This window comes from Streptomyces sp. LS-MS-L19, assembly GCF_058382285.1.
Genome location: NZ_JBYCLL010000001.1, coordinates 2,146,404 through 2,169,214, shown reverse-complemented (window position 1 = coordinate 2,169,214; position 22,811 = coordinate 2,146,404). Strand labels below are relative to the sequence as shown.

General features: G+C 67.2%; 20 protein-coding genes, 3 rRNA genes and 1 pseudogene. 17 read left to right on the top strand and 7 right to left on the bottom strand.

Going from position 1 to position 22,811, the window contains the following annotated elements:
• The first annotated feature begins 19 nt into the window (after window positions 1–19).
• A complete protein-coding gene (gene chpE / locus AC2XR2_RS09540; protein ID WP_330267858.1) occupies window positions 20–265 on the top strand; it encodes a chaplin ChpE in 246 nt (81 codons plus the stop codon).
• 195 nt (window positions 266–460) lie between these two features.
• On the top strand, window positions 461–700 hold the full coding sequence (locus AC2XR2_RS09535; RefSeq protein ID WP_330267859.1) for a chaplin family protein: 240 nt from the start codon (window positions 461–463) through the stop codon (window positions 698–700).
• A gap of 195 nt (window positions 701–895) precedes the next feature.
• Here the strand turns inward: AC2XR2_RS09535 and AC2XR2_RS09530 are convergent, their stop codons facing one another.
• On the bottom strand, window positions 896–1,684 hold the full coding sequence (locus tag AC2XR2_RS09530) for an Rv1486c family protein (protein WP_491514793.1): 789 nt from the start codon (window positions 1,682–1,684) through the stop codon (window positions 896–898).
• A 139-nt stretch (window positions 1,685–1,823) separates the two neighbouring features.
• On the opposite strand from AC2XR2_RS09530, the pseudogene AC2XR2_RS09525 reads away from it, so the two are divergent.
• The 3 genes and pseudogenes from AC2XR2_RS09525 to AC2XR2_RS09515 form a co-directional block, all read left to right on the top strand.
• Window positions 1,824–2,354, top strand: a pseudogene (locus tag AC2XR2_RS09525) (ABC transporter ATP-binding protein); the annotation flags it as partial.
• 361 nt (window positions 2,355–2,715) lie between these two features.
• Window positions 2,716–3,147, top strand: coding sequence for an NfeD family protein (locus tag AC2XR2_RS09520; RefSeq protein WP_381309055.1), 432 nt, complete (start codon window positions 2,716–2,718; stop codon window positions 3,145–3,147).
• Window positions 3,148–3,277: 130 nt separating this feature from the next.
• A complete protein-coding gene (locus AC2XR2_RS09515; protein WP_381309053.1) occupies window positions 3,278–4,216 on the top strand; it encodes an SPFH domain-containing protein in 939 nt (312 codons plus the stop codon).
• A gap of 105 nt (window positions 4,217–4,321) precedes the next feature.
• Here AC2XR2_RS09515 and AC2XR2_RS09510 read toward each other — a convergent pair whose 3' ends face one another.
• The 3 genes from AC2XR2_RS09510 to AC2XR2_RS09500 all read right to left on the bottom strand — a co-directional run bounded on the left by AC2XR2_RS09510 (window position 4,322) and on the right by AC2XR2_RS09500 (window position 6,347).
• Entirely contained in the window at window positions 4,322–4,828 is a 507-nt protein-coding gene (locus tag AC2XR2_RS09510; RefSeq protein ID WP_020140694.1) for an HNH endonuclease, read from the bottom strand.
• Window positions 4,829–4,981: 153 nt separating this feature from the next.
• The gene (locus AC2XR2_RS09505; RefSeq protein ID WP_381309050.1) at window positions 4,982–5,521 is read right to left on the bottom strand and encodes a YbhB/YbcL family Raf kinase inhibitor-like protein; all 540 of its coding nucleotides are present in this window, start codon (window positions 5,519–5,521) and stop codon (window positions 4,982–4,984) included.
• A gap of 43 nt (window positions 5,522–5,564) precedes the next feature.
• Window positions 5,565–6,347 carry a sporulation protein gene (locus tag AC2XR2_RS09500; RefSeq protein WP_381309047.1) on the bottom strand — a complete coding sequence of 261 codons (783 nt, stop codon included), beginning with the start codon at window positions 6,345–6,347 and terminating at the stop codon, window positions 5,565–5,567.
• A 141-nt stretch (window positions 6,348–6,488) separates the two neighbouring features.
• On the opposite strand from AC2XR2_RS09500, the gene AC2XR2_RS09495 reads away from it, so the two are divergent.
• The 4 genes from AC2XR2_RS09495 (at window position 6,489) to rrf (ending at window position 12,802) form a co-directional block, all read left to right on the top strand.
• Complete coding sequence (locus tag AC2XR2_RS09495; RefSeq protein WP_491514792.1) at window positions 6,489–7,130, top strand: DNA-3-methyladenine glycosylase; 642 nt, start codon at window positions 6,489–6,491, stop codon at window positions 7,128–7,130.
• 494 nt (window positions 7,131–7,624) lie between these two features.
• Window positions 7,625–9,150 (top strand): 16S ribosomal RNA (locus tag AC2XR2_RS09490).
• A 306-nt stretch (window positions 9,151–9,456) separates the two neighbouring features.
• Window positions 9,457–12,579, top strand: a 23S ribosomal RNA gene (locus AC2XR2_RS09485).
• Window positions 12,580–12,685: 106 nt separating this feature from the next.
• A 5S ribosomal RNA gene (gene rrf / locus AC2XR2_RS09480) occupies window positions 12,686–12,802 on the top strand.
• The 16S, 23S and 5S rRNA genes sit together here, the layout of an rRNA operon.
• A gap of 29 nt (window positions 12,803–12,831) precedes the next feature.
• On the opposite strand, the gene AC2XR2_RS09475 is transcribed toward rrf, so the two are convergent.
• Window positions 12,832–13,755 carry a hypothetical protein gene (locus AC2XR2_RS09475; protein WP_491518612.1) on the bottom strand — a complete coding sequence of 308 codons (924 nt, stop codon included), beginning with the start codon at window positions 13,753–13,755 and terminating at the stop codon, window positions 12,832–12,834.
• Between the two features lie 288 nt (window positions 13,756–14,043).
• On the opposite strand from AC2XR2_RS09475, the gene AC2XR2_RS09470 reads away from it, so the two are divergent.
• Window positions 14,044–14,817 (top strand): tetratricopeptide repeat protein, encoded by a 774-nt coding sequence (locus tag AC2XR2_RS09470; RefSeq protein WP_491518424.1) that lies wholly within the window; start codon window positions 14,044–14,046, stop codon window positions 14,815–14,817.
• A 71-nt stretch (window positions 14,818–14,888) separates the two neighbouring features.
• On the opposite strand, the gene AC2XR2_RS09465 is transcribed toward AC2XR2_RS09470, so the two are convergent.
• Complete coding sequence (locus AC2XR2_RS09465; protein ID WP_491514791.1) at window positions 14,889–16,181, bottom strand: DUF1015 domain-containing protein; 1,293 nt, start codon at window positions 16,179–16,181, stop codon at window positions 14,889–14,891.
• Between the two features lie 72 nt (window positions 16,182–16,253).
• On the opposite strand from AC2XR2_RS09465, the gene AC2XR2_RS09460 reads away from it, so the two are divergent.
• The 4 genes from AC2XR2_RS09460 to AC2XR2_RS09445 all read left to right on the top strand — a co-directional run bounded on the left by AC2XR2_RS09460 (window position 16,254) and on the right by AC2XR2_RS09445 (window position 20,326).
• Entirely contained in the window at window positions 16,254–17,282 is a 1,029-nt protein-coding gene (locus tag AC2XR2_RS09460) for an HAD hydrolase-like protein (protein ID WP_491514790.1), read from the top strand.
• Window positions 17,283–17,391: 109 nt separating this feature from the next.
• On the top strand, window positions 17,392–18,435 hold the full coding sequence (locus tag AC2XR2_RS09455) for a FecCD family ABC transporter permease (protein WP_491514789.1): 1,044 nt from the start codon (window positions 17,392–17,394) through the stop codon (window positions 18,433–18,435).
• Window positions 18,432–19,469, top strand: a complete 1,038-nt coding sequence (locus AC2XR2_RS09450; RefSeq protein ID WP_330267870.1) for a FecCD family ABC transporter permease — start codon at window positions 18,432–18,434, stop codon at window positions 19,467–19,469. Before AC2XR2_RS09455 ends, AC2XR2_RS09450 begins: the two co-directional genes overlap by 4 nt.
• Window positions 19,466–20,326: an ABC transporter ATP-binding protein gene (locus tag AC2XR2_RS09445; RefSeq protein WP_491514788.1), complete on the top strand. Its 861-nt coding sequence runs from the start codon at window positions 19,466–19,468 to the stop codon at window positions 20,324–20,326. Before AC2XR2_RS09450 ends, AC2XR2_RS09445 begins: the two co-directional genes overlap by 4 nt.
• Here AC2XR2_RS09445 and AC2XR2_RS09440 read toward each other — a convergent pair.
• Window positions 20,310–20,657 (bottom strand): SCP2 sterol-binding domain-containing protein, encoded by a 348-nt coding sequence (locus AC2XR2_RS09440; RefSeq protein ID WP_491514787.1) that lies wholly within the window; start codon window positions 20,655–20,657, stop codon window positions 20,310–20,312. The genes AC2XR2_RS09445 and AC2XR2_RS09440 overlap by 17 nt on opposite strands.
• A gap of 42 nt (window positions 20,658–20,699) precedes the next feature.
• Between AC2XR2_RS09440 and AC2XR2_RS09435 the strand changes: the two genes are divergently transcribed.
• Genes AC2XR2_RS09435 through AC2XR2_RS09425 form a run of 3 tightly spaced genes read left to right on the top strand, consistent with a single transcriptional unit; the run spans window position 20,700 to window position 22,745 of the window.
• The gene (locus tag AC2XR2_RS09435; protein WP_449352759.1) at window positions 20,700–21,020 is read left to right on the top strand and encodes a hypothetical protein; all 321 of its coding nucleotides are present in this window, start codon (window positions 20,700–20,702) and stop codon (window positions 21,018–21,020) included.
• A 7-nt stretch (window positions 21,021–21,027) separates the two neighbouring features.
• Window positions 21,028–21,843 (top strand): TlyA family RNA methyltransferase, encoded by an 816-nt coding sequence (locus AC2XR2_RS09430; protein ID WP_491514786.1) that lies wholly within the window; start codon window positions 21,028–21,030, stop codon window positions 21,841–21,843.
• The gene (locus AC2XR2_RS09425; RefSeq protein WP_123759813.1) at window positions 21,840–22,745 is read left to right on the top strand and encodes an NAD kinase; all 906 of its coding nucleotides are present in this window, start codon (window positions 21,840–21,842) and stop codon (window positions 22,743–22,745) included. Before AC2XR2_RS09430 ends, AC2XR2_RS09425 begins: the two co-directional genes overlap by 4 nt.
• The last annotated feature ends 66 nt before the right edge of the window (window positions 22,746–22,811 follow it).

Below are 22,811 nucleotides of genomic sequence, written 5' to 3'. Positions count from 1 at the left end.
CGCTAGGGAGGGCTCAGCAGTGAAGAACCTGAAGAAGGCAGCGGCCGTGACGATGGTGGCCGGCGGGCTGATCGCCGCCGGTGCCGGTATGGCCTCCGCCACCGAGGGCGCGCACGCCGACGGCAAGGCCGTGGGCTCGCCCGGCGTCGTCTCGGGCAACCTCGTCCAGGCCCCGGTGCACGTCCCGGTGAACGCCGTGGGCAACAGCGTGAACGTCATCGGTGTGCTGAACCCCGCCTTCGGCAACCTCGGCATCAACCACTGACTCCCCGCCTTCAGCGGGCAGTGACTTCGGCCTCCCGGACGCGCCACGCGTCCGGGAGGCCGGTCCGCTTGTCGGGCGAATGGCCCGAACGGGCAGTCCTGCGAGGCTCTCCGTACCGTCCCGCAGCCCCTCCACGTTGATCAGCTCACGACCCGCGGCCGGGTCGGATCCGCGAACGCAGGAGGAACGCTTCCCATGAACATCGCCAAGAAGGCCGCCGTGGCCATCACCGTCGCCGGTATCGCCACGGGTGCCGCCGCCGGTGCCGCTGTCGCCGACGCGGGTGCCGACGCCGCGGCCGTGAAGTCGCCGGGCGTCGGCTCGGGCAACGTCGTCCAGGTTCCGGTCCACGTCCCCGTCAACGTGGTCGGCAACACGGCGAACCTGATCGCCCTGCTGAACCCGGCGTTCGGCAACGCCGGTGCGAACGACTGACGTCGGGTCTGAACCGGAGGGCCCCTCAAGTCAACGGCGACCTGAGGGGCCCTTGGCGTTGGCTGGGGCCGGTGGTCCGGCTGCAGGCCGGTGGGGGTTGCTCGCGCAGTTCCCCGCGCCCCTGAGTCGCTACAGCTGAGCCCGGCTTTCAGGGGCGCGGGGAACTGCGCGACCAGCCACGACGCGCCCGCACACTCACCGCACCCCCCGCTCCAACTCCTCCACATACGCGTTGTACGCAGCCACCTGCGCCCGCCGAGCCGTCCGCTCCACCGGCCGCAACGCCTCTCCCCGCGCCCGCATCTCCGCGGAACTCACCGCACCCCCATGCCCGTTCTCGTACGCCAGCGACACCAGCAACCCCACCCGCTGCGCGAGCTCCAACACCCGCACAGCGCGCGGCGGATACCCCGGCGCCAACACCTCCCGCCCCCGCTCGGCCCGAGCCCGGTACGCCCCGATCGCCGCCTCCGCCACCGGCCCCGACCCCGCCACGTCCAGCCGCGACAACACCTCCGTCGCCTCCCGCAGGGCCTCCGCGAGCTCCCGCTCCGCCTCTCCCAGCGAGGGCACGTCCGCCGGCGGAGCCTCCCGCACCGGCAGCACGTGCCAGGTCACCTCGACATGGACATCACCCGAGGGCCCGGCCTCGTACACCTCAGGCACCAGGCCCAGCGCGGCGCCGTGACAGATCACCGCCTCCTCCGCCTCCAGCGCCCGCGCGTTGAACTCCGGCGGCCCGCTCAGCCCCAGCGGATGCCCGGGCGCGGGCAGCGCGACCCGCAGCCCGGTGACCCCGAGCGACCTCAGCCGCCCGAGCGCCAGGGTGAGGCCGACCGGCGAAGCCTCCCCGGGCAGCCCCTCCACCCGGTGCACGGCATCGTCACCGACGATCGCCAGTACGGCGTCGTCGGGCGAGACAAGTCCGGCCAAAAGACCGTTTCCCCAAGCGGCAAGACGTCCAGAGCGCGGTTCCGAGAGCATGCCCCCAGCCTAAGGACCGGACCGATGGACCGGAGCGCGCGGCCGGTGGCGTAGATTTCATCGAGGGCTGCGCCCAAAAGCGCGCACGCGACAGCCGAGACGTCGACACCGTCACACTGCAAGGGGAGACAACGCGCTCATGAGCGATGTTCTGGAGCTTCAGGACGTATCCGTGGTCCGTGAGGACCGGGCTCTGGTGGACCAGGTCTCCTGGTCGGTCAAGGAGGGCGAGCGCTGGGTCATCCTCGGCCCCAACGGCGCCGGCAAGACCACGCTCCTGAACCTCGCGTCCAGCTACCTCTACCCCAGCAAGGGCACCGCCACCATCCTCGGCGAGACCCTCGGCAAGCCCGGCACCGACGTCTTCGAACTGCGCCCCCGCATCGGCATGGCCGGCATCGCCATGGCCGACAAGCTCCCCAAGCGCCAGACCGTCCTGGAGACCGTGCTGACGGCGGCGTACGGCATGACCGCCGGCTGGCAGGAGGAGTACGAGGACATCGACGAGCAGCGCGCGCGTGCCTTCCTCGACCGCCTCGGCATGAGCGACTACCTGGACCGCAAGTTCGGCACCCTCTCCGAGGGCGAGCGCAAGCGCACCCTCATCGCCCGCGCCCTGATGACCGACCCCGAGCTGCTCCTCCTCGACGAACCCGCCGCCGGCCTCGACCTCGGCGGCCGCGAGGACCTGGTCCGGCGCCTCGGCCGGCTCGCCCGCGACCCGATCGCCCCCTCGATGCTGATGGTCACCCACCACGTCGAGGAGATCGCCCCCGGCTTCACCCACGTCCTCATGATCCGCCAGGGCAAGGTGCTCGCCGCCGGCCCCCTGGAACTCGAACTCACCTCCCGCAACCTCTCCATGTGCTTCGGCCTCCCCCTCGTCGTCGAGCAGGTCGGCGACCGCTGGACCGCGCAGGGCCTCCCGCTGTCGTGATCAAGTGAAGTACCCGCAAAAACACGGGTAAGAAGCCCCTCCGGGCGCCATCGCGCCCTGTCGGAGGCGGTACCCCCGGACCTACCATGAGCCCGTGAACGACATCGACGCATGGGTGTGGTGGCTCGTCGGCGCGGCAGCGCTCGGAATCCCGCTCGTGGTGACCGCGATGCCGGAATTCGGCATGCTCGCGGTCGGCGCCGTCGCGGCAGCGGTCGCGGCCGGGCTGGGCGGTGACGTCGTGGTCCAGGTGCTCGTCTTCGTCGTCGTCTCGGTGGCCCTCATCGCCGTCGTACGGCCCATCGCGACCCGGCATCGCTCGCAGCGACCCGAACTCGTCACGGGAATCGACGCCCTGAAGGGGAAACAGGCCGTCGTCCTGGAGCGCGTCGACAGCGCGGGCGGCCGGATCAAGCTCGCCGGAGAGGTCTGGTCGGCGCGCGCTCTCGACACCGACCGGGCCTACGACGTGGGCCAGGAAGTGGATGTCGTGGACATCGAGGGAGCGACCGCGATCGTCATGTGACCTCGCAGGATGCAACTGAACCGAACGCACCACGAGTTGCACGACGGTCTGTCAGACTCGACCAGCAAGATCTTCAACAACCATAAGATCTTCCGAAAACGCCGAGGCGGAGAAGGGCACGGGGAGCACGATGGAACCGGTCATCATCGTCTTGATCATTCTGGTGGTGTTGGTCTTCATCGCCCTGATCAAGACGATCCAGGTCATCCCGCAGGCGAGCGCCGCCATCGTCGAGCGCTTCGGCCGCTACACGCGGACCCTCAACGCGGGCCTCAACATCGTGGTCCCGTTCATAGACACCATCCGCAACCGCATCGACCTGCGTGAACAGGTCGTGCCGTTCCCGCCGCAGCCGGTGATCACCCAGGACAACCTGGTCGTCAACATCGACACCGTCATCTACTACCAGGTGACCGACGCGCGGGCCGCGACCTACGAGGTCGCCAGCTACATCCAGGCCATCGAGCAGCTCACCGTCACCACCCTCCGCAACATCATCGGTGGCATGGACCTGGAGCGGACCCTGACCTCCCGCGAGGAGATCAACGCGGCCCTGCGCGGAGTCCTCGACGAGGCCACCGGCAAGTGGGGCATCCGCGTCAACCGCGTGGAGCTGAAGGCGATCGAGCCCCCGACCTCCATCCAGGACTCGATGGAGAAGCAGATGCGCGCCGACCGTGACAAGCGCGCCGCGATCCTCACCGCCGAAGGTACGCGCCAGGCCGCGATCCTCACCGCCGAGGGTGAGAAGCAGTCCCAGATCCTGCGCGCCGAGGGTGAGGCCAAGGCCGCGGCCCTGCGCGCGGAAGGCGAGGCCCAGGCGGTCCGCACGGTCTTCGAGGCCATCCACGCCGGCGACCCCGACCAGAAGCTCCTCTCCTACCAGTACCTCCAGATGCTCCCCAAGATCGCCGAAGGCGACGCCAACAAGCTCTGGATCGTCCCCAGCGAAATCGGCGACGCCCTCAAGGGCCTCTCCGGCGCCATGGGCAACTTCGGCGGCATGGGCGGCGGCTCGAACGGCGGCAACGCGGGAGCAGAACGCCGAGAGACCCCGAAGATCGACTGACAGTCCGGAAAAGCAAGGTTCCCCGCACCCACCCAGGGGCGCGGGGAACTGCGCGACCAGCCACAACGGACCCTCAGCCGCAACGCAGCCGATCCCGGCAGACGACTAGGCGGCCTCCCCGGCCAACCACTCCGGCAGCGCAGAGAAGTCCTCGTGCCCCAAGGACAACAGCATCGCGTCAGCAGGAGTCGGCTCGAACGGCTCCCGCAGCAACGGCATCCCCGCCTCCGCCGGAGTCCGGTTCGCCTTACGGTGGTTGTCCTCCGCGCAGGACGCCACCGTGTTCAGCCAAGTGTCCTGACCACCCTGAGACCGCGGCACCACATGGTCCACAGTCGTCGCCCGCCGCCCGCAGTACGCGCACCTGTGCCGGTCACGCACCAGAACACCCCGCCGGGACCACGGGGCTTGTCTTCGGAACGGTACCCGTACATACCTGCACAACCTGATCACCCGAGGCGCCGGTATGTCGACCGCGGCTCCGCGCATGCGCAGTTCGGGGTGGGACTGCTCGACGACGGCCTTGTCCTGAAGCACCAGAACGACGGCTCGATTCAACGTCACCGTCGACAGCGGCTCAAAGCTCGCGTTCAGTACCAGCGTCTCCCGCATGACCAGCCCACCTCCCGTTGCGTACCGGCCCACCCCCTGGCGGGCTTGGGCTTGGATCAACTCTGGCCGGGCACGCCGAGATGGACAACGCAATAAAAAGTGCCCGCCCCTGATCAATTCCAAGACCAGAGGCGGGCAAACGCTCGTTGAACGTCAGTCTTCGGCGGGCACCTCGTACTCACCGATCAACTGGGCACGCGCGATCGCGTGGAACCGCAGGTTGAAGCCCACAACGGCGGGAGAAGCATCGGAATCCGGCCCGAGCTTCTCCTGGTCCACCGCGTACACGGTGAAGACGTACCGGTGCGGCCCGTCCCCGGGCGGCGGAGCGGCCCCACCGAAGTCCTTCGACCCGTAGTCGTTCCGCGCCTGTACGGCACCCTCCGGCAGACCCTCGAACTTCCCGCTGCCCGCACCCACCGGCAGCTCGGTCACCGAGGCCGGAATGTCGAACACGACCCAGTGCCAGAACCCGCTGCCCGTGGGCGCGTCGGGGTCGTAGCAGGTCACGGCGAAGCTCTTGGTCTCCGGCGGGAAACCCTCCCAGCGCAGCTGCGGAGAGGTGTTCCCGGCCGCGTAGACCTGAGCGTCCTTGAGCGTCGCACCCTCGGCGACATCCTCACTCGTCACCGTGAACGACGGCACGGGCGGATGGAAGTCATGGGGGAGCGGCCGCCGCTTGAGCTCGGTCACCTCGGTACCTCCTGGTCGATCTGCGGAATCAGCAGTTCCGAGCCTAGAACCAGTTGCGCCTGCTGCCGACCTCGGACAGCCACTGGTTGAGGTACCCGGCCCAGTCGGTGCTCTGGTAGTCGTGCAGACCCACCTGGAAGGACCGGAAGGTGTCACTGCCCTCGCTGAACAGCCCCGGCTTCTTGTCCATCTCCAGCACGACGTCCATCGCGTGGCCGTCCGCCACAAAGCTCAACTCGACCTGGTTGAGCCCGCGGTACTGCTGCGGCGGGAAGAACTCGATCTCCTGGTAGAACGGCAGCTGCTGCCGGGTCCCACGGATGTGACCGCGCTCCAGGTCAGCGTTCTTGAAGCGGAAGCCGAGCTGCATGAACGCGTCCAGGATCGCCTTCTGCGCCGGCAGCGGGTGCACGTTGACCGGGTCGAGGTCACCGGAGTCCACGGCACGCGCGATCGCCAGCTCGGTCGTGACACCGACGTTCATTCCGCGCAGCGCCTGGCCGTCGATCATCGTGATCGGCGTCTCCCAGGGGATCTCCAGACCGAACGGCACCGCGTGCACCGCGTTCGCCTGAAGCGTGAAGGCACCGCCGAGCGAGACCTTCGTGAACTCGATGTCCTGCTTGTACTCCTGGTCGCCGCTCTCCACCTCGACCCTGGCCTGGAGCCCGACCGACAGCCCCTCGATCTCCTGGTCCACGGACCCGCCCTGGATCCGCACCTCGCCCTGGACGACACCACCCGGGACGACGTTGACCTCGGTCAGCACCGTCTCCACCGAAGCCCCACCGGCCCCCAGGCTCGCGAGCAGCTTCTTGAACGCCATGTCTCTCCTCTTAGAACGCGCGGATTCCTGATCCCTACAAACGCGATCCGGCCGTGGTCGGTTCCGCGCCATCACCCTGGCAAGCGGACGGACCCTTGACCACCCCTTGGCACACACCCGTCTGGACTACGCTCGTACGCCATGATCACGCCCCCGGACCGTACGCCACTGACACGAGAGTTCTTCGACCGCCCCGTACTGGAGGTCGCCCCCGATCTCCTCGGCCGCCTCCTCGTCCGGACCACCCCGGACGGTCCGATCGTGCTCCGCATCACGGAGGTCGAGGCCTACGACGGCCAGAACGACCCCGGCTCCCACGCCTATCGCGGCCGCACGGCCCGCAACGGCGTGATGTTCGGTCCGCCCGGACATGTGTACGTCTACTTCACCTACGGCATGTGGTTCTGCATGAACCTCGTCTGTGGGGAAGCAGGACGGGCGAGCGCCGTCCTGCTCCGGGCCGGCGAGGTCCTCGAAGGCACGGAGCTGGCCCGCAAACGTCGACTCTCGGCCCGAAATGACAAAGAACTGGCCAAAGGGCCGGCCCGCCTGGCCACCGCCCTGGGCGTGGACCGGGCCCTGGACGGCACGGACGCCTGCGCCACGGACGAGACCCCCCTGAGGGTGCTCACCGGCACCCCGGTCCCCTCCGACCAGGTACTCAGCGGTCCGCGCACGGGAGTGGCCGGCGAAGGGGGCGTCCACCCCTGGCGTTTCTGGGTTGCCAACGACCCGACGGTGAGCCCCTATCGGGCCCATGTCCCTAGGCGCCGCTCAAGTTGACTCGCTCTTGGAAGATGCGTAACGTAGCCCGAGCCGCTTGACCCGGGTACGGCAATCGCCAGCAGCCGGAAGCGGCCAAACCACTACCTATGACATCCCCTCGGCGGGGACGATTTCGGCGTGCCCGCATGCCCGAATTCGAACTCGCGGAACTCGATTATGAGTTGCGGCGGGAATGGTCTAACGTAGTGAATGTCGAAAGGCCCCGCCGACAGGGAATCAGGCCCGAAAGGATCTGATAGAGTCGGAAACGCAAGACCGAAGGGAAAAGCCCGGAGGAAAGCCCGAGAGGGTGAGTACAAAGGAAGCGTCCGTTCCTTGAGAACTCAACAGCGTGCCAAAAATCAACGCCAGATATGTTGATACCCCGTCTCCGGCCATTCGGCTGGGGCGAGGTTCCTTTGAAGAAAACACAGCGAGGACGCTGAGAATCATCACCTTATTCCGGTGGTGGTTCCGCTCTCGTGATGTGTGCACCGGATATCCGGTAAACATTCACGGAGAGTTTGATCCTGGCTCAGGACGAACGCTGGCGGCGTGCTTAACACATGCAAGTCGAACGATGAACCACTTCGGTGGGGATTAGTGGCGAACGGGTGAGTAACACGTGGGCAATCTGCCCTTCACTCTGGGACAAGCCCTGGAAACGGGGTCTAATACCGGATACCACTGCCCAAGGCATCTTGGGTGGTTGAAAGCTCCGGCGGTGAAGGATGAGCCCGCGGCCTATCAGCTTGTTGGTGAGGTAACGGCTCACCAAGGCGACGACGGGTAGCCGGCCTGAGAGGGCGACCGGCCACACTGGGACTGAGACACGGCCCAGACTCCTACGGGAGGCAGCAGTGGGGAATATTGCACAATGGGCGCAAGCCTGATGCAGCGACGCCGCGTGAGGGATGACGGCCTTCGGGTTGTAAACCTCTTTCAGCAGGGAAGAAGCGCAAGTGACGGTACCTGCAGAAGAAGCGCCGGCTAACTACGTGCCAGCAGCCGCGGTAATACGTAGGGCGCAAGCGTTGTCCGGAATTATTGGGCGTAAAGAGCTCGTAGGCGGCTTGTCACGTCGGGTGTGAAAGCCCGGGGCTTAACCCCGGGTCTGCATTCGATACGGGCAGGCTAGAGTGTGGTAGGGGAGATCGGAATTCCTGGTGTAGCGGTGAAATGCGCAGATATCAGGAGGAACACCGGTGGCGAAGGCGGATCTCTGGGCCATTACTGACGCTGAGGAGCGAAAGCGTGGGGAGCGAACAGGATTAGATACCCTGGTAGTCCACGCCGTAAACGGTGGGAACTAGGTGTTGGCGACATTCCACGTCGTCGGTGCCGCAGCTAACGCATTAAGTTCCCCGCCTGGGGAGTACGGCCGCAAGGCTAAAACTCAAAGGAATTGACGGGGGCCCGCACAAGCAGCGGAGCATGTGGCTTAATTCGACGCAACGCGAAGAACCTTACCAAGGCTTGACATACACCGGAAACGGCCAGAGATGGTCGCCCCCTTGTGGTCGGTGTACAGGTGGTGCATGGCTGTCGTCAGCTCGTGTCGTGAGATGTTGGGTTAAGTCCCGCAACGAGCGCAACCCTTGTCCTGTGTTGCCAGCGTGCCCTTCGGGGTGACGGGGACTCACAGGAGACCGCCGGGGTCAACTCGGAGGAAGGTGGGGACGACGTCAAGTCATCATGCCCCTTATGTCTTGGGCTGCACACGTGCTACAATGGCAGGTACAATGAGCTGCGATACCGTGAGGTGGAGCGAATCTCAAAAAGCCTGTCTCAGTTCGGATTGGGGTCTGCAACTCGACCCCATGAAGTCGGAGTTGCTAGTAATCGCAGATCAGCATTGCTGCGGTGAATACGTTCCCGGGCCTTGTACACACCGCCCGTCACGTCACGAAAGTCGGTAACACCCGAAGCCGGTGGCCCAACCCCTTGTGGGAGGGAGCTGTCGAAGGTGGGACTGGCGATTGGGACGAAGTCGTAACAAGGTAGCCGTACCGGAAGGTGCGGCTGGATCACCTCCTTTCTAAGGAGCATCTAGGCCGCCAAGCTTGCTTGGTGGTCCAGGGCCATTACGTCGGCAAACGTTCGACGGTGGTTGCTCATGGGTGGAACGTTGATTATTCGGCACACTTGATCGTCTTCTCCTTCTAGTACTGCTCTTCGGAGCGTGGAACGTTGAGGGAAGCGGGGAGTGTGTCGGGCACGCTGTTGGGTGTCTGAGGGAATGAACCCCCTCGTGATGCCGGCCCCAGTGCACTCGGAGTGAAGCTCCGGGGTGATGGGTGGCTGGTCGTTGTTTGAGAACTGCACAGTGGACGCGAGCATCTGTGGCCAAGTTTTTAAGGGCGCACGGTGGATGCCTTGGCACCAGGAACCGATGAAGGACGTGGGAGGCCACGATAGTCCCCGGGGAGTCGTCAACCAGGCTTTGATCCGGGGGTTTCCGAATGGGGAAACCCGGCAGTCGTCATGGGCTGTCACCCGCTGCTGAACACATAGGCAGTGTGGAGGGAACGCGGGGAAGTGAAACATCTCAGTACCCGCAGGAAGAGAAAACAACCGTGATTCCGGGAGTAGTGGCGAGCGAAACCGGATGAGGCCAAACCGTATGCGTGTGAGACCCGGCAGGGGTTGCGCATGCGGGGTTGTGGGATCTCTCTTCCACGGTCTGCCGGCCGTGGGACGAGTCAGAAACCGTTGATGTAGGCGAAGGACATGCGAAAGGTCCGGCGTAGAGGGTAAGACCCCCGTAGTCGAAACGTCAGCGGCTCGTTTGAGAGACACCCAAGTAGCACGGGGCCCGAGAAATCCCGTGTGAATCTGGCGGGACCACCCGCTAAGCCTAAATATTCCCTGGTGACCGATAGCGGATAGTACCGTGAGGGAATGGTGAAAAGTACCGCGGGAGCGGAGTGAAATAGTACCTGAAACCGTGTGCCTACAAGCCGTGGGAGCGTCGGACGGAGCACTTGTGCTTCGTCTCGTGACTGCGTGCCTTTTGAAGAATGAGCCTGCGAGTTTGCGGTGTGTTGCGAGGTTAACCCGGGTGGGGTAGCCGTAGCGAAAGCGAGTCCGAATAGGGCGTTTCAGTAGCACGCTCAAGACCCGAAGCGGAGTGATCTAGCCATGGGCAGGTTGAAGCGGAGGTAAGACTTCGTGGAGGACCGAACCCACCAGGGTTGAAAACCTGGGGGATGACCTGTGGTTAGGGGTGAAAGGCCAATCAAACTCCGTGATAGCTGGTTCTCCCCGAAATGCATTTAGGTGCAGCGTCGTGTGTTTCTTGCCGGAGGTAGAGCACTGGATAGGCGATGGGCCCTACCGGGTTACTGACCTTAGCCAAACTCCGAATGCCGGTAAGTGAGAGCGCGGCAGTGAGACTGTGGGGGATAAGCTCCATGGTCGAGAGGGAAACAGCCCAGAGCATCGACTAAGGCCCCTAAGCGTACGCTAAGTGGGAAAGGATGTGGAGTCGCAGAGACAACCAGGAGGTTGGCTTAGAAGCAGCCACCCTTGAAAGAGTGCGTAATAGCTCACTGGTCTAGTGATTCCGCGCCGACAATGTAGCGGGGCTCAAGCGTACCGCCGAAGTCGTGTCATTCATACAACAGGGCCAACGCCTGTATGGATGGGTAGGGGAGCGTCGTGTGCCGGGTGAAGCTGCGCCGGAAGGCAGTGGTGGACGGTTCACGAGTGAGAATGCAGGCATGAGTAGCGATACACACGTGGGAAACGTGTGCGCCGATTGACTAAGGGTTCCTGGGTCAAGCTGATCTGCCCAGGGTAAGTCGGGACCTAAGGCGAGGCCGACAGGCGTAGTCGATGGATAACCGGTTGATATTCCGGTACCCGCTGTGAAGCGTCAAACATCGAACCAGGCGATGCTAAGTCCGTGAAGCCGCCCCGGAGCCTTCGGGCAAAGGGGAGTGGTGGAGCCGACGAACCAGACTTGCAGTAGGTGAGTGATGGGGTGACGCAGGAAGGTAGTCCATCCCGGGCGGTGGTTGTCCCGGGGTAAGGGTGTAGGACGAGTGGTAGGCAAATCCGCCACTCATGTGTCTGAGACCTGATGCCGAGCCGATTGTGGTGAAGTGGATGATCCTATGCTGTCGAGAAAAGCCTCTAGCGAGTTTCATGGCGGCCCGTACCCTAAACCGACTCAGGTGGTCAGGTAGAGAATACCGAGGCGTTCGGGTGAACTATGGTTAAGGAACTCGGCAAAATGCCCCCGTAACTTCGGGAGAAGGGGGGCCACACCTGGTGATCCAATTTACTTGGTGAGCTGGGGGTGGCCGCAGAGACCAGCGAGAAGCGACTGTTTACTAAAAACACAGGTCCGTGCGAAGCCGTAAGGCGATGTATACGGACTGACGCCTGCCCGGTGCTGGAACGTTAAGGGGACCGGTTAGTCACATTTCGGTGTGGCGAAGCTGAGAACTTAAGCGCCAGTAAACGGCGGTGGTAACTATAACCATCCTAAGGTAGCGAAATTCCTTGTCGGGTAAGTTCCGACCTGCACGAATGGCGTAACGACTTCTCGACTGTCTCAACCATAGGCCCGGTGAAATTGCACTACGAGTAAAGATGCTCGTTTCGCGCAGCAGGACGGAAAGACCCCGGGACCTTTACTACAGTTTGATATTGGTGTTCGGTTCGGCTTGTGTAGGATAGCTGGGAGACTTTGAAGCAGCCACGCCAGTGGTTGTGGAGTCGTCGTTGAAATACCAGTCTGGTCGTGCTGGATGTCTAACCTGGGTCCGTGATCCGGATCAGGGACAGTGTCTGATGGGTAGTTTAACTGGGGCGGTTGCCTCCTAAAGGGTAACGGAGGCGCCCAAAGGTTCCCTCAGCCTGGTTGGTAATCAGGTGTTGAGTGTAAGTGCACAAGGGAGCTTGACTGTGAGACCGACGGGTCGAGCAGGGACGAAAGTCGGGACTAGTGATCCGGCGGTGGCTTGTGGAAGCGCCGTCGCTCAACGGATAAAAGGTACCCCGGGGATAACAGGCTGATCTTCCCCAAGAGTCCATATCGACGGGATGGTTTGGCACCTCGATGTCGGCTCGTCGCATCCTGGGGCTGGAGTCGGTCCCAAGGGTTGGGCTGTTCGCCCATTAAAGCGGTACGCGAGCTGGGTTTAGAACGTCGTGAGACAGTTCGGTCCCTATCCGCTGTGCGCGTAGGAATATTGAGAAGGGCTGTCCCTAGTACGAGAGGACCGGGACGGACGAACCTCTGGTGTGCCAGTTGTTCTGCCAAGGGCATGGCTGGTTGGCTACGTTCGGGAGGGATAACCGCTGAAAGCATCTAAGCGGGAAGCCTGCTTCGAGATGAGTATTCCCACCCCCTTTGAGGGGTTAAGGCTCCCAGTAGACGACTGGGTTGATAGGCCGGATCTGGAAGGCGGGTAACCGCTGGAGGTGACCGGTACTAATAGGCCGAGGGCTTGTCCATATTTGCTCGCGTCCACTGTGTTAGTTCTGAGACAACGAACGGTTGTCGGCTTAGAGCTGAACCACACAACAGAAGAGTGTGCTTGTTCGCTCGAAACCATTAGGGTTTCGGTGGTCATAGCGTGAGGGAAACGCCCGGTTACATTCCGAACCCGGAAGCTAAGCCTTACAGCGCCGATGGTACTGCAGGGGGGACCCTGTGGGAGAGTAGGACACCGCCGAACAATCTTTGGAGGACCCCTGGTCCCAGCGTTCAGCTGGGACCAGGGGTCCTTTTGTTTTTAGAATGCTTGCGGTACCGAAGACAGGAGTCACCATGTCCACCAACTCTCCCGACGATCGACCGGAGCGCGACCAGCGGCGACGGGACAGTGGTGATCGTGGCGATCGCGGCGGTTACCGAGGGGACCGTGGTGAACGTGGCGGCTTCCGCCGCGACAACGACCGTCGCGACAACGACCGCGGTGCCGGTGACCGCGGCGGTAACCGCGCTGGAGGTGGCGGCGGCGGTTACGGCCGTCGTGACGACAACCGTGGCGGTGGCTACGGTCGGCGGGATGACCGCGGTGACCGTGCGGATCGCGGTGGCTTCCGTCGCGACGACAATCGCGGTGGTGACAACCGCGGTGGCTACGGCCGGCGCGACGACCGCGACCGTGCTCCCCGTGGCGACGACCGCGGACCTCGTCCCGCGTTCCGTCGTGATGACCGGCCGGCCGGGCCGCGCCGCGACGACCGTGACCGTGGGTTCCGGCGCGACGGTGACCGGCCTGCCTTCCGCCGTGATGACCGTGATGACCGCGGCGGCCGGGGCGAGCGTGTAGAGCGCCGCGACGACAACCGCGGCGGTGGGTACGGACGCCGTGACGACCGTCGCGACGACCGTGGTGGCTTCCGCCGTGACAACGACCGGCGGGACGACAACCGTGGTGGCGGCGGTGGCTACGGCCGGCGCGACGACCGCGACCGTGGCCCCCGTGGGGACGACCGGGACCGCGGCTTCCGTCGGGACGACCGCGGCGATCGTGGTGATCGCGGTGGCTTCCGGCGCGACGACAACCGCGGCAGTTACGATCGCCGCGACGATCGCCGTGACGACCGTCGCGATGACCGCCGGAGTGACGACCGCGGGGACCGCGGTGGCTTCCGTCGGGACAATGACCGGCGGGACGACCACCGTGGTGAGCGTGGTGGTTTCCGTCGTGATGACAACCGGAGTGGCGGCGGCTACGGCCGGCGTGACGACAGCCGTGGTGGTGAGCGTGGTGGCTTCCGGCGCGACGACCGTCGGGACGACCGCAGGGACGACCGCGGTGGGCGTGGTGGCGGCCCCCGTAGGGACGACCGTGGCGGGCGGCCCGGTGGGTTCCGTGGGCGGGACGACCGGCGCGGTGGCGACGACCGCCGTGGCGGTGGCGGGCGTTTCCGTGACGAGCGGGACCGCGACCGCGAGCCGATCAAGCGGCTGCCGATCCCCGAGGACGTCACGGGCGACGAGATCGACAAGGACGTACGGCAGGAGCTGCAGAGCCTGCCGAAGGGGCTCGCGGAGGATGTCGCCAAGAACCTGGTGATGGTCGCGCGGCTCATCGACGAGGACCCCGAGGGTGCGTACGGCTACTCCAAGGTGGCCCTGCGGCTGGCGTCGCGTGTCGCCACCGTACGCGAGGCGGCCGGGTTCGCGGCGTACGCCAACCAGAAGTACAGCGAGGCGCTCGCCGAGTTCCGGGCCGCGCGGCGGATGACCGGGAACGTGGAGCTGTGGCCCGTCATGGCCGACTGCGAGCGTGGGCTCGGGCGGCCGGAGAAGGCGCTGGACATGGCCGGTGCGCCCGAGGTGCACAAGCTCGACAAGGCCGGGCAGGTCGAGATGCGGCTCGTCGCCGCCGGTGCCCGGCGTGACATGGGGCAGCTGGACGCGGCCATCGTGACGCTGCAGAGCCCCGAGCTGGCCTCCAACTCGGTGCAGCCGTGGACCGCGCGGCTGCGGTACGCGTACGCAGACGCGCTGCTCGCCGCCGGTCGGGAGGACGAGGCGCGCGAGTGGTTCGCCAAGGCCGTGGAGTCCGACAAGGACGGCAGCACCGACGCCTCCGACCGGCTCGCCGAGTTGGACGGGGTCGAGTTCGTCGACGCCTTCGCAGAGGACGAGGACGAGGTCGAGGCTGACACCGAGGGCGCCGAGAAGGTCGTAGAAGAAGACGACGTCGAGGACGATGAGGGCGACCTCAAGGACTGACGCACGCGCGGTTCGATGAGCAAGGGGCGGGATCCTGGAGATCCCGCCCCTTTTTCGTGTCAGGGATCGTGTCAGACGTCCAGTGCGCGCAGGACCAGGCCCGAGGCCGGTTTCGGGCCGAAGGACGTGGACTTGCGGGGCATGGTGACGCCCTGGCGGGCGAGGTCGCGGACGACCTCCTCGCGGACCGGGTGCATGAGGACCGCCGTGCCGCCGTCGCGTTCCGCCTTCTCGACCGTGGCCGCCGTGTCGTGGATGTAGGCGATGCGGGCGGGGTCGTCCTCGGGGATGTGCCAGACGTGGGCGAGGAGGGCGGCGTGCAGGACCGTCGCGTCCAGGGTGCGCCAGGCGGTGGGGCGGTCCGTGGGGATCGTGCGGGCCAGCAGGTCCGGGGCCGGGCGGTCCACCAGGTGGAAGGCACCGTCGCCGGCGAGGAGGAAGGCGTTGCCCGCGCAGGCCGCGTCGGCGAGGGTGTCGAGGGCTTCCGCCAGGCCGACCTCGAGACGGCTGACACGGAAGAGGCCCTCCAGGGGCGCGAGGGCCCGTGCCACCGGGAGGTTGTGCAGGAGGCGGTGGATGGCGCGGACGCGCAGGGGGTAGCGGGCCGTGTCGACCAGGAGGACCAGGCCGTGGTCCCAGGGGCTGGGGGAGGGGTGCTCCGCGCGTAGACGGCGGTAGGTCGCCCAGCGGTGGTGGCCGTCGGCGATGAGGGCCTGGTGCCGGGCCAGGTCCGACTGGATGCGGGCCACGTCCGCCGGGTCGGTGATCGACCACAGGCGGTGGCTGTAGCCGTCCTCGGTGGTGGTGGCGAGGAGCGGGGGCTGTTCGGCGGCGCGCTCGATCGCGGTCGTCGTGACGGACTCCGTGCCGTTGCCGCGATAGGTGAGGAGCAGGGGCTCGAGGTTCGCCGAGGTGGCGCGCATCAGAGCCGCGCGGTCGGCGACCACATGGGGCATGACGTCCTCGTGTGGCAGGACCACACCCTCTGAGGGCTCCGACAGGAGCAGGGTCCCTATGATCCCGCGTTGGAGGAGGCCGGCGCCGTCCTGCTGTTCGTAGACGTACAGGCCGGGTTCGGGGTCGGCGGCCAGGATGCCCTCGGACAGCCAGCCGCGCAGGGTGCGGGCCGCCTGTGCGTTGCGCTCGGCCGGGGTCGTCGCCTGCGGGAGGATCAGCCGGACGATGTTGTACGGGTCGTTCGACTGGAGCTGGTGCAGGCCGTCGGGGCGGACCACGACGTCGTACGGCGGGGAGGTGACGGCGGCGAGGCTGCCGACCCGGTCGGGGTCGTAGCGCAGGCCTCGGAACGGGGTGAGTTCCAGGCCTCGGCGCGCCGTTGCTTCCGGGTGACCTGCTGTGTTCATCCCGGCATCGTACGGGTGTCAGTGGCATGGGGGATGATCGGGGGAAAGCCGTCTAACTGGGAGCGATGCGGAATGAGCCAGCGCGTGAGGACGAGGCCCGAGGGCAGTGGACTGGCCCTGAGCGAGGCGTACGACACCGCGCTGCTCGATCTCGACGGGGTGGTGTATGCGGGCGGCAACGCGATCGCGCACGCCGTCGAGTCGCTCGCCACCGCGCGGGAGGGGGGTATGCATCTCGCGTACGTCACCAACAACGCCCTGCGGACGCCGGACACCGTCGCCGATCACCTCACCGAGTTGGGGATACCGACGGGGGCCGACGACGTGATCACCTCCGCGCAGGCGGTCGCGCGGCTGATCAGTGAGCAGGTTCCGGCGGGGGCGCGGGTGCTCGTCATCGGTGGCGAGGGGTTGCGGGTGGCGCTGCGGGAGCGGGGTCTTGAGCCCGTGGAGTCGGCGGACGACGATCCGGCGGCCGTGGTGCAGGGCTTCGGCGGGCCGGATCTGCCCTGGGGGAGGTTCGCGGAGGCCAGTTACGCGGTCGCGCGCGGGGTGCCGTGGTTCGCGTCCAACACCGACCTGACGATTCCGAGCGGGCGCGGGATCGCTCCGGGCAACGGCGCCGCGGTGGAGGTCGTGCGGATCGCGACCGGGGCCGAGCCGCAGGTCGCGGGCAAGCCGTTGCCGCCGATGCACCGGGAGACGATTCTGCGGACCGGTGCCGAGCGGCCGTTGGTGGTCGGGGACCGGCTGGACACCGACATCGAGGGGGCGTTCAACGGCGAGGTGGACTCGCTGCTCGTCCTCACCGGTGTCACCGACGGAGCCCTGCTGCTGGCCGCGCCGCCGCAGCACCGGCCGACGTACGTGGACGCGGATCTGCGGGGGATGCTCACCGGGCAGCCCGAGGTCACCGAGGCGGGAGACGGCTTCCGGTGCGGGGGGTGGACGGCGACGGCCGGGAAGGAGCGGCTGGAAATCGACGGTGACGGGGAGGCGCTGGACGGTCTGCGGGCGCTGTGTGCGGCGGCCTGGACCGCGGCCGGGGAGGGTGTGTGCGAGCTGGACTCGGGGAAGGCGCTGGCCAGGCTGGGGCTCTAGCCGGGCCCTGAGGCTGGAGCTCCGGGCGGGGCCCAGGTCCTCCTGCGAGTCCGGGTACGGTCGCCCCTCGGAATCGTGGCCGGTTGGCAGGGTAGGCTAACCTAACTGCGTGTTGGTCGACAGTCCTCCCGAACAGCGCGCGGAGACCGCCCCCGCGCCCCCAACCCGCAGGGCGATACGAGTCCTTGGGCTCTTCGTCTCCCTGGCCGTCCTGGTGGCCGTCGCGGTGGCGAGCATCGCGATCGGTGCGAAAGGGCTGTCCGTCGGCCAGGTCTGGCACGGCCTCTTCCACGACACCGGGACCTACGGGGACGTCGTCGTGGCGGACCGGCTGTCGCGGACGGTCCTCGGCCTGCTCGCCGGCGCCGCCCTCGGTCTGTCCGGGGCGGTGCTCCAGGCGCTGACCCGCAATCCGCTGGCCGACCCGGGGCTGCTCGGCATCAACGCGGGCGCGTCCGCGGCCGTCGTCACCGCGATCACCTTCTTCGGCGTCACCTCGCTCAGCGGCTATGTGTGGTTCGCCTTCGTCGGTGCGGCCGCCGTCGGCGCGCTGGTCTGGTTCCTCGGCGGCAGCCGGGGCGCCACCCCGGTGCGGCTGGCCCTGGCCGGTACGGCGATCAGTGCGGCGCTGTACGGCTATCTCCAGGCCGTGATGATCACCGACGACCAGGCGCTGAACAAGATGCGCTTCTGGACGGTGGGTTCGCTGTCCTCGGCGAGCAACTCGACCATCCTGCAGGTGCTGCCGTTCCTCGCGGTCGGCTCGCTCCTCGCCCTCGCGCTGGCTCGCCCGCTCAACGCGATGGAGATGGGCGACGACACCGCCAGGGCACTCGGCGCCAACCTCAACCGCACCCGGGCGCTGGCCATGCTCTCGGCGACCGTGCTGTGCGGGGCCGCGACCGCCGCCTGCGGTCCGATCGTGTTCGTCGGACTGATGGTCCCGCACATCGTGCGCTCCTTCACCGGCCCGGACCTGCGCTGGATCCTGCCGTACGCGACGATCCTGTCGCCCGTGCTGCTGCTGGGCTCCGACGTCATCGGGCGGGTCGTCGCGCGGCCCGCGGAGCTCCAGGTCGGGATCGTGACCGCGATCATCGGCGGGCCGGTCTTCATCTTTCTCGTACGACGGCGGAGGACGGCGCAGCTGTGAGGACCAACCGTGCCATCAGGACCCCCGGCGGGCTCTCCCTGCGTCTGGACGTCCGGGCCACCGTCGTCGTCGCGCTGATCCTGCTCGCCGCGCTCACTGCGAGCGTGGTGCTGATCGGTACCGGCGACTTCCCGATCCCCGCCGGGGACGTGCTCAGGACCCTGCTCGGGAACGGCAACGCGGGGCAGGAGTTCATCGTCAACGAGCTGCGGCTGCCCAGGGTGCTCGTCGGGCTCCTGGTCGGGGCCTCGCTCGGGCTCGGCGGGGCGCTGTTCCAGGCCATCTCCCGCAATCCGCTGGGCAGTCCGGACGTGCTCGGGCTCAGCCAGGGGGCGACGGCCGGGGCGCTCACCATGATCGTGCTGTTCTCCGGGAGTGCGGAGCAGGTGACCACGGGCGCGCTCGTGGGCGGGCTGGTGACCGGGCTCGGTATCTATCTGCTCGCCTGGCGGCAAGGAGTGCACGGTTACCGACTGGTCCTGGTCGGTATCGGTGTCTCCGCGATCGTCACGGCGGTCAACGGCTATCTGCTGACCCGGTCCACCCTCACCGAGGCGTCGCAGGCCGTGGTCTGGATGACCGGCTCGCTCAGCGGCCGGGACTGGACGCAGGTGTGGCCGCTGCTGTGGCTGTGCGCGATCCTCGTCCCGCTCGTCCTCGCCAACGGACGCGGCCTCAGGATGATGGAGATGGGCGACGACGTCTCCAACGCCCTGGGCGTGCGCGTCGAGCGCGTACGGCTGCTGCTCCTGGTCGCCGCCGTCCTGCTCACCGCCGCCGCCACCGCGGCCGCCGGGCCGGTCAGCTTCGTCGCACTCACCGCCCCGCAGCTCGCCCGCCGTCTCACCCGCTCGCCCGGCCCCAACCTGCTGCCGTCCCTGTGCATGGGCGCCACCCTCCTGGTCACCGCCGACTGGATCTCCCAGAAGGTCTTCGGCGCCGACCAGCTGCCCGTCGGCGTGGTCACGGGAGTCCTCGGCGGCGTCTATCTGCTGTGGCTCCTGGTCACCGAGCGCAGGGCGGGCCGGATATGAGCCCCCGGACCAGCCTCACCAGCGGACTGAACAACCCAAGGAGCACCGTGAACCGTCTGTCCGCCGACACCGTCACCCTCGCCTACGACCAGCGGGTCATCGCCGAGGAGCTGTCGGTGGAGATACCCGACCACTCCTTCACGGTGATCGTGGGCCCCAACGCGTGCGGCAAGTCCACGCTCCTGCGGGCCCTGTCGCGGATGCTCAAGCCCAGTCAGGGCAAGGTGCTGCTCGACGGGCAGGTCATCCAGTCGATGCCGGCGAAGAAGGTCGCCCGCACCCTGGGCCTGCTCCCGCAGTCGTCGATCGCGCCCGACGGGATCACCGTCGCCGACCTGGTCGGCCGTGGCCGCTACCCGCACCAGGGCCTCCTGCGCCAGTGGTCCACCGAGGACGAGCGGGTCGTCCAGGAGTCCATGCGGCAGACCGGGGTCGCCGAGCTCGCCGAGCGGTACGTCGACGAGCTGTCCGGCGGACAGCGGCAGCGGGTGTGGATCGCGATGGCCCTCGCCCAGCAGACCCCGCTGCTGCTCCTGGACGAGCCGACCACCTACCTCGACATCCAGCACCAGATCGACGTCCTCGACCTGTGCGCCGAACTCCACGAGGAGCAGGGCCGCACACTGGTCGCGGTGCTGCACGACCTGAACCACGCGGCCCGTTACGCCACGCACCTCATCGCGCTCAAGGGCGGGCAGATCATCGCCGAGGGCGCGCCGAACGACATCGTCACGGCCGAGCTGGTCGAGGAGGTGTTCGGGCTGCGCTGCCAGGTCATCGACGACCCGGAGACGGGGACACCGCTGGTTGTGCCGGCCGCGCGGAAGGCGCGTGTGGTCGCTAAAGAAGCTTCCTGAGCTGGAACAGGTCCCTGAGGCCCGCCTCCAGCTTCACCCGGCCCGAGCCCCAGGCCCTGGCGAAGTTCAGCTCGCCGTCCACCAGGGCCACCAGGTCGTCACCGGACATGGTCAGCCTGATCTGGGCCTTCTCCTTCGGAGGGCCCTGAAGGGTGTCGTGCACCACGATCCGGCCGCCGGTCATCCGGCCGACGAAGGTGACGTCGAGATCGGTGATACGGCAGCTCACCGAGCGGTCCATGGAAGCCGCCGCGGCGACATCCCCCTCGGCGCTGCGCATGTTGTCGGAGAGCTTCTCGAGTGCGGCGCGGCACTCCTCGATCGTGGCCATCGCGATCGACGGTACCCCAGCGGTTCGGGGTAGCGTCTGGGCATGAGCGACGTGGTTCCAGAGCCTTCACAAGAGCCAGAGCCTTCACCAGAGGTCGCGGTCGGACCCGACCACGATCCGGCCGCCCCTGCCCCTCTGCACGTGCCCCGCACCCCCACCGGCAACGCCGAGGTCGACGCCCACCTGGAGCGGCTCGGCGACGCCGACCACCTCGCCACCGACGGCCATATCGAGGTGTACGAGGATGTACACCGGGGGCTGCGCGACACGCTCACCGCGCTCGACGCGCGCCCGGGACCTCCGGCGCCCTCACCGTCGTATGACCAGAGGGCGCCCTCACCCTCGTATGGCACTAGGAGCTGAACCGAACGTGGCAGGAGTCGCACGCCGTCGGCTGGACGCCGAGCTGGTCCGGCGGAAGCTCGCGCGCTCGCGCGAGCACGCGAGCCAGCTGATCGCGGCCGGGCGGGTCACCGTCGGCAAGACCGTCGCGACCAAGTCGGCCACCCAGGTGGAGACGGCGGCCGCGATCGTGGTGCAGAGCGACGACAGCGATCCCGACTACGTGTCCCGGGGTGGGCACAAGCTCGCGGGCGCGCTCCAGGTGTTCGTGCCGCGGGGGCTCGTCGTGGAAGGGCGGCGGGCGCTGGACGCGGGGGCCTCCACCGGGGGTTTCACCGATGTACTGCTGCGCGCCGGGGCCGCTCACGTGGTCGCCGTCGACGTCGGCTACGGCCAACTCGCGTGGTCTCTCCAGAGCGATGAACGCGTCACCGTCAAGGACCGTACGAACGTACGCGAGTTGACGCTCGAAGCGATCGATGGGGAACCAGTGGATCTTGTCGTGGGGGATCTGTCCTTCATCCCGCTCGGTCTGGTGCTGCCCGCCCTGGTGCGGTGCGTGAAGCCGGACGCCGATCTGGTGATGATGGTGAAGCCGCAGTTCGAGGTGGGGAAGGAACGGCTGGGCAGCGGGGGAGTCGTACGGAGCACGCAGCTGCGGGCGGAGGCCGTACGGGGGGTGGCCGCGAAGGCGGCGGAACTCGGGCTCGGGGTGAAGGGCGTCACGGCCAGTCCGTTGCCCGGGCCCTCGGGCAATGTCGAATACTTTCTGTGGCTGCGTGCCGGGGCACCCGCCCTGGACCCGGCCGATGTCGACCGTGCAGTGGCGGAGGGGCCGCGTTGAGCCAGAACCGAGCTCGTACTGTTTTCCTGCTCGCCCACACCGGGCGGCCCGCGGCCATTCGCAGTGCCGAGCTGGTCGTGAAGGGGCTGCTGCGCTCCGACATCGGCGTGCGCGTCCTGGAGTACGAGGCGGCGGACCTGCCGCTGCCGCCCCAGGTGGAACTCGTCAAGGAGGCGACTCCGCAGTGCCTCGAAGGGTGCGAGCTGCTCATCGTGCTCGGCGGTGACGGGACGCTGCTGCGAGGCGCCGAGTTCGCCCGGGCGTCCGGGGTGCCGATGCTGGGCGTCAACCTGGGCAGTGTCGGGTTCCTCGCGGAGGCCGAGCGGGACGATCTCGACAAGGTCGTCGACCGGGTGGTGACCAAGGCGTACGAGGTCGAGGAGCGGATGACGGTCGATGTCGTCGTTCACCGGAACGGGGACATCGTCCACACCGACTGGGCGCTGAACGAGGCCGCTGTGCAGAAGGCCGGTGCGGAGAAGCTCCTCGAGGTGGTGCTGGAGATCGACGGGCGGCCGGTGACCGGGTTCGGGTGTGACGGGATCGTGCTGTCCACGCCCACCGGGTCCACGGCGTACGCGTTCTCTGCCGGGGGGCCTGTGGTGTGGCCCGAGGTGGAGGCGCTGCTGATGGTGCCGATCTCCGCGCACGCGCTGTTCGCGAAGCCGTTGGTGACCTCGCCGAACTCTGTGCTGGCCGTGGAGCTGTTGCCGCACATTCCGCCGGGGGTGTTGTGGTGTGACGGGCGGCGGACCTTCGAGTTGCCGCCGGGGGCGCGGGTGGAGGTGCGGCGGGGGGCTGTGCCGGTGCGGCTGGCCCGGCTGCATCACGCGTCCTTTACCGACCGGCTTGTGGCGAAGTTCGCGTTGCCGGTATCCGGGTGGCGGGGGGCGCCTCACTAGCGCTCCGTAGGGGGTGGCTTGTGGGGTGTGCGCGACACAAGGCCGCATGTGGCTGGTCGCGCAGTT

Bases quoted from the DNA above. Each gene is read 5' to 3' on its own strand.
- AC2XR2_RS09535 (WP_330267859.1), top strand. From the start codon at position 461: ATGAACATCGCCAAGAAGGCCGCCGTGGCCATCACCGTCGCCGGTATC.
- AC2XR2_RS09530 (WP_491514793.1), bottom strand. From the start codon at position 1,684: ATGCTCTCGGAACCGCGCTCTGGACGTCTTGCCGCTTGGGGAAACGGT.
- AC2XR2_RS09515 (WP_381309053.1), top strand. From the start codon at position 3,278: ATGGAACCGGTCATCATCGTCTTGATCATTCTGGTGGTGTTGGTCTTC.
- AC2XR2_RS09510 (WP_020140694.1), bottom strand. From the start codon at position 4,828: ATGCGGGAGACGCTGGTACTGAACGCGAGCTTTGAGCCGCTGTCGACG.
- AC2XR2_RS09500 (WP_381309047.1), bottom strand. From the start codon at position 6,347: ATGGCGTTCAAGAAGCTGCTCGCGAGCCTGGGGGCCGGTGGGGCTTCG.
- AC2XR2_RS09495 (WP_491514792.1), top strand. From the start codon at position 6,489: ATGATCACGCCCCCGGACCGTACGCCACTGACACGAGAGTTCTTCGAC.
- AC2XR2_RS09465 (WP_491514791.1), bottom strand. From the start codon at position 16,181: ATGAACACAGCAGGTCACCCGGAAGCAACGGCGCGCCGAGGCCTGGAA.
- AC2XR2_RS09460 (WP_491514790.1), top strand. From the start codon at position 16,254: ATGAGCCAGCGCGTGAGGACGAGGCCCGAGGGCAGTGGACTGGCCCTG.
- AC2XR2_RS09445 (WP_491514788.1), top strand. From the start codon at position 19,466: ATGAGCCCCCGGACCAGCCTCACCAGCGGACTGAACAACCCAAGGAGC.
- AC2XR2_RS09440 (WP_491514787.1), bottom strand. From the start codon at position 20,657: ATGGCCACGATCGAGGAGTGCCGCGCCGCACTCGAGAAGCTCTCCGAC.
- AC2XR2_RS09435 (WP_449352759.1), top strand. From the start codon at position 20,700: ATGAGCGACGTGGTTCCAGAGCCTTCACAAGAGCCAGAGCCTTCACCA.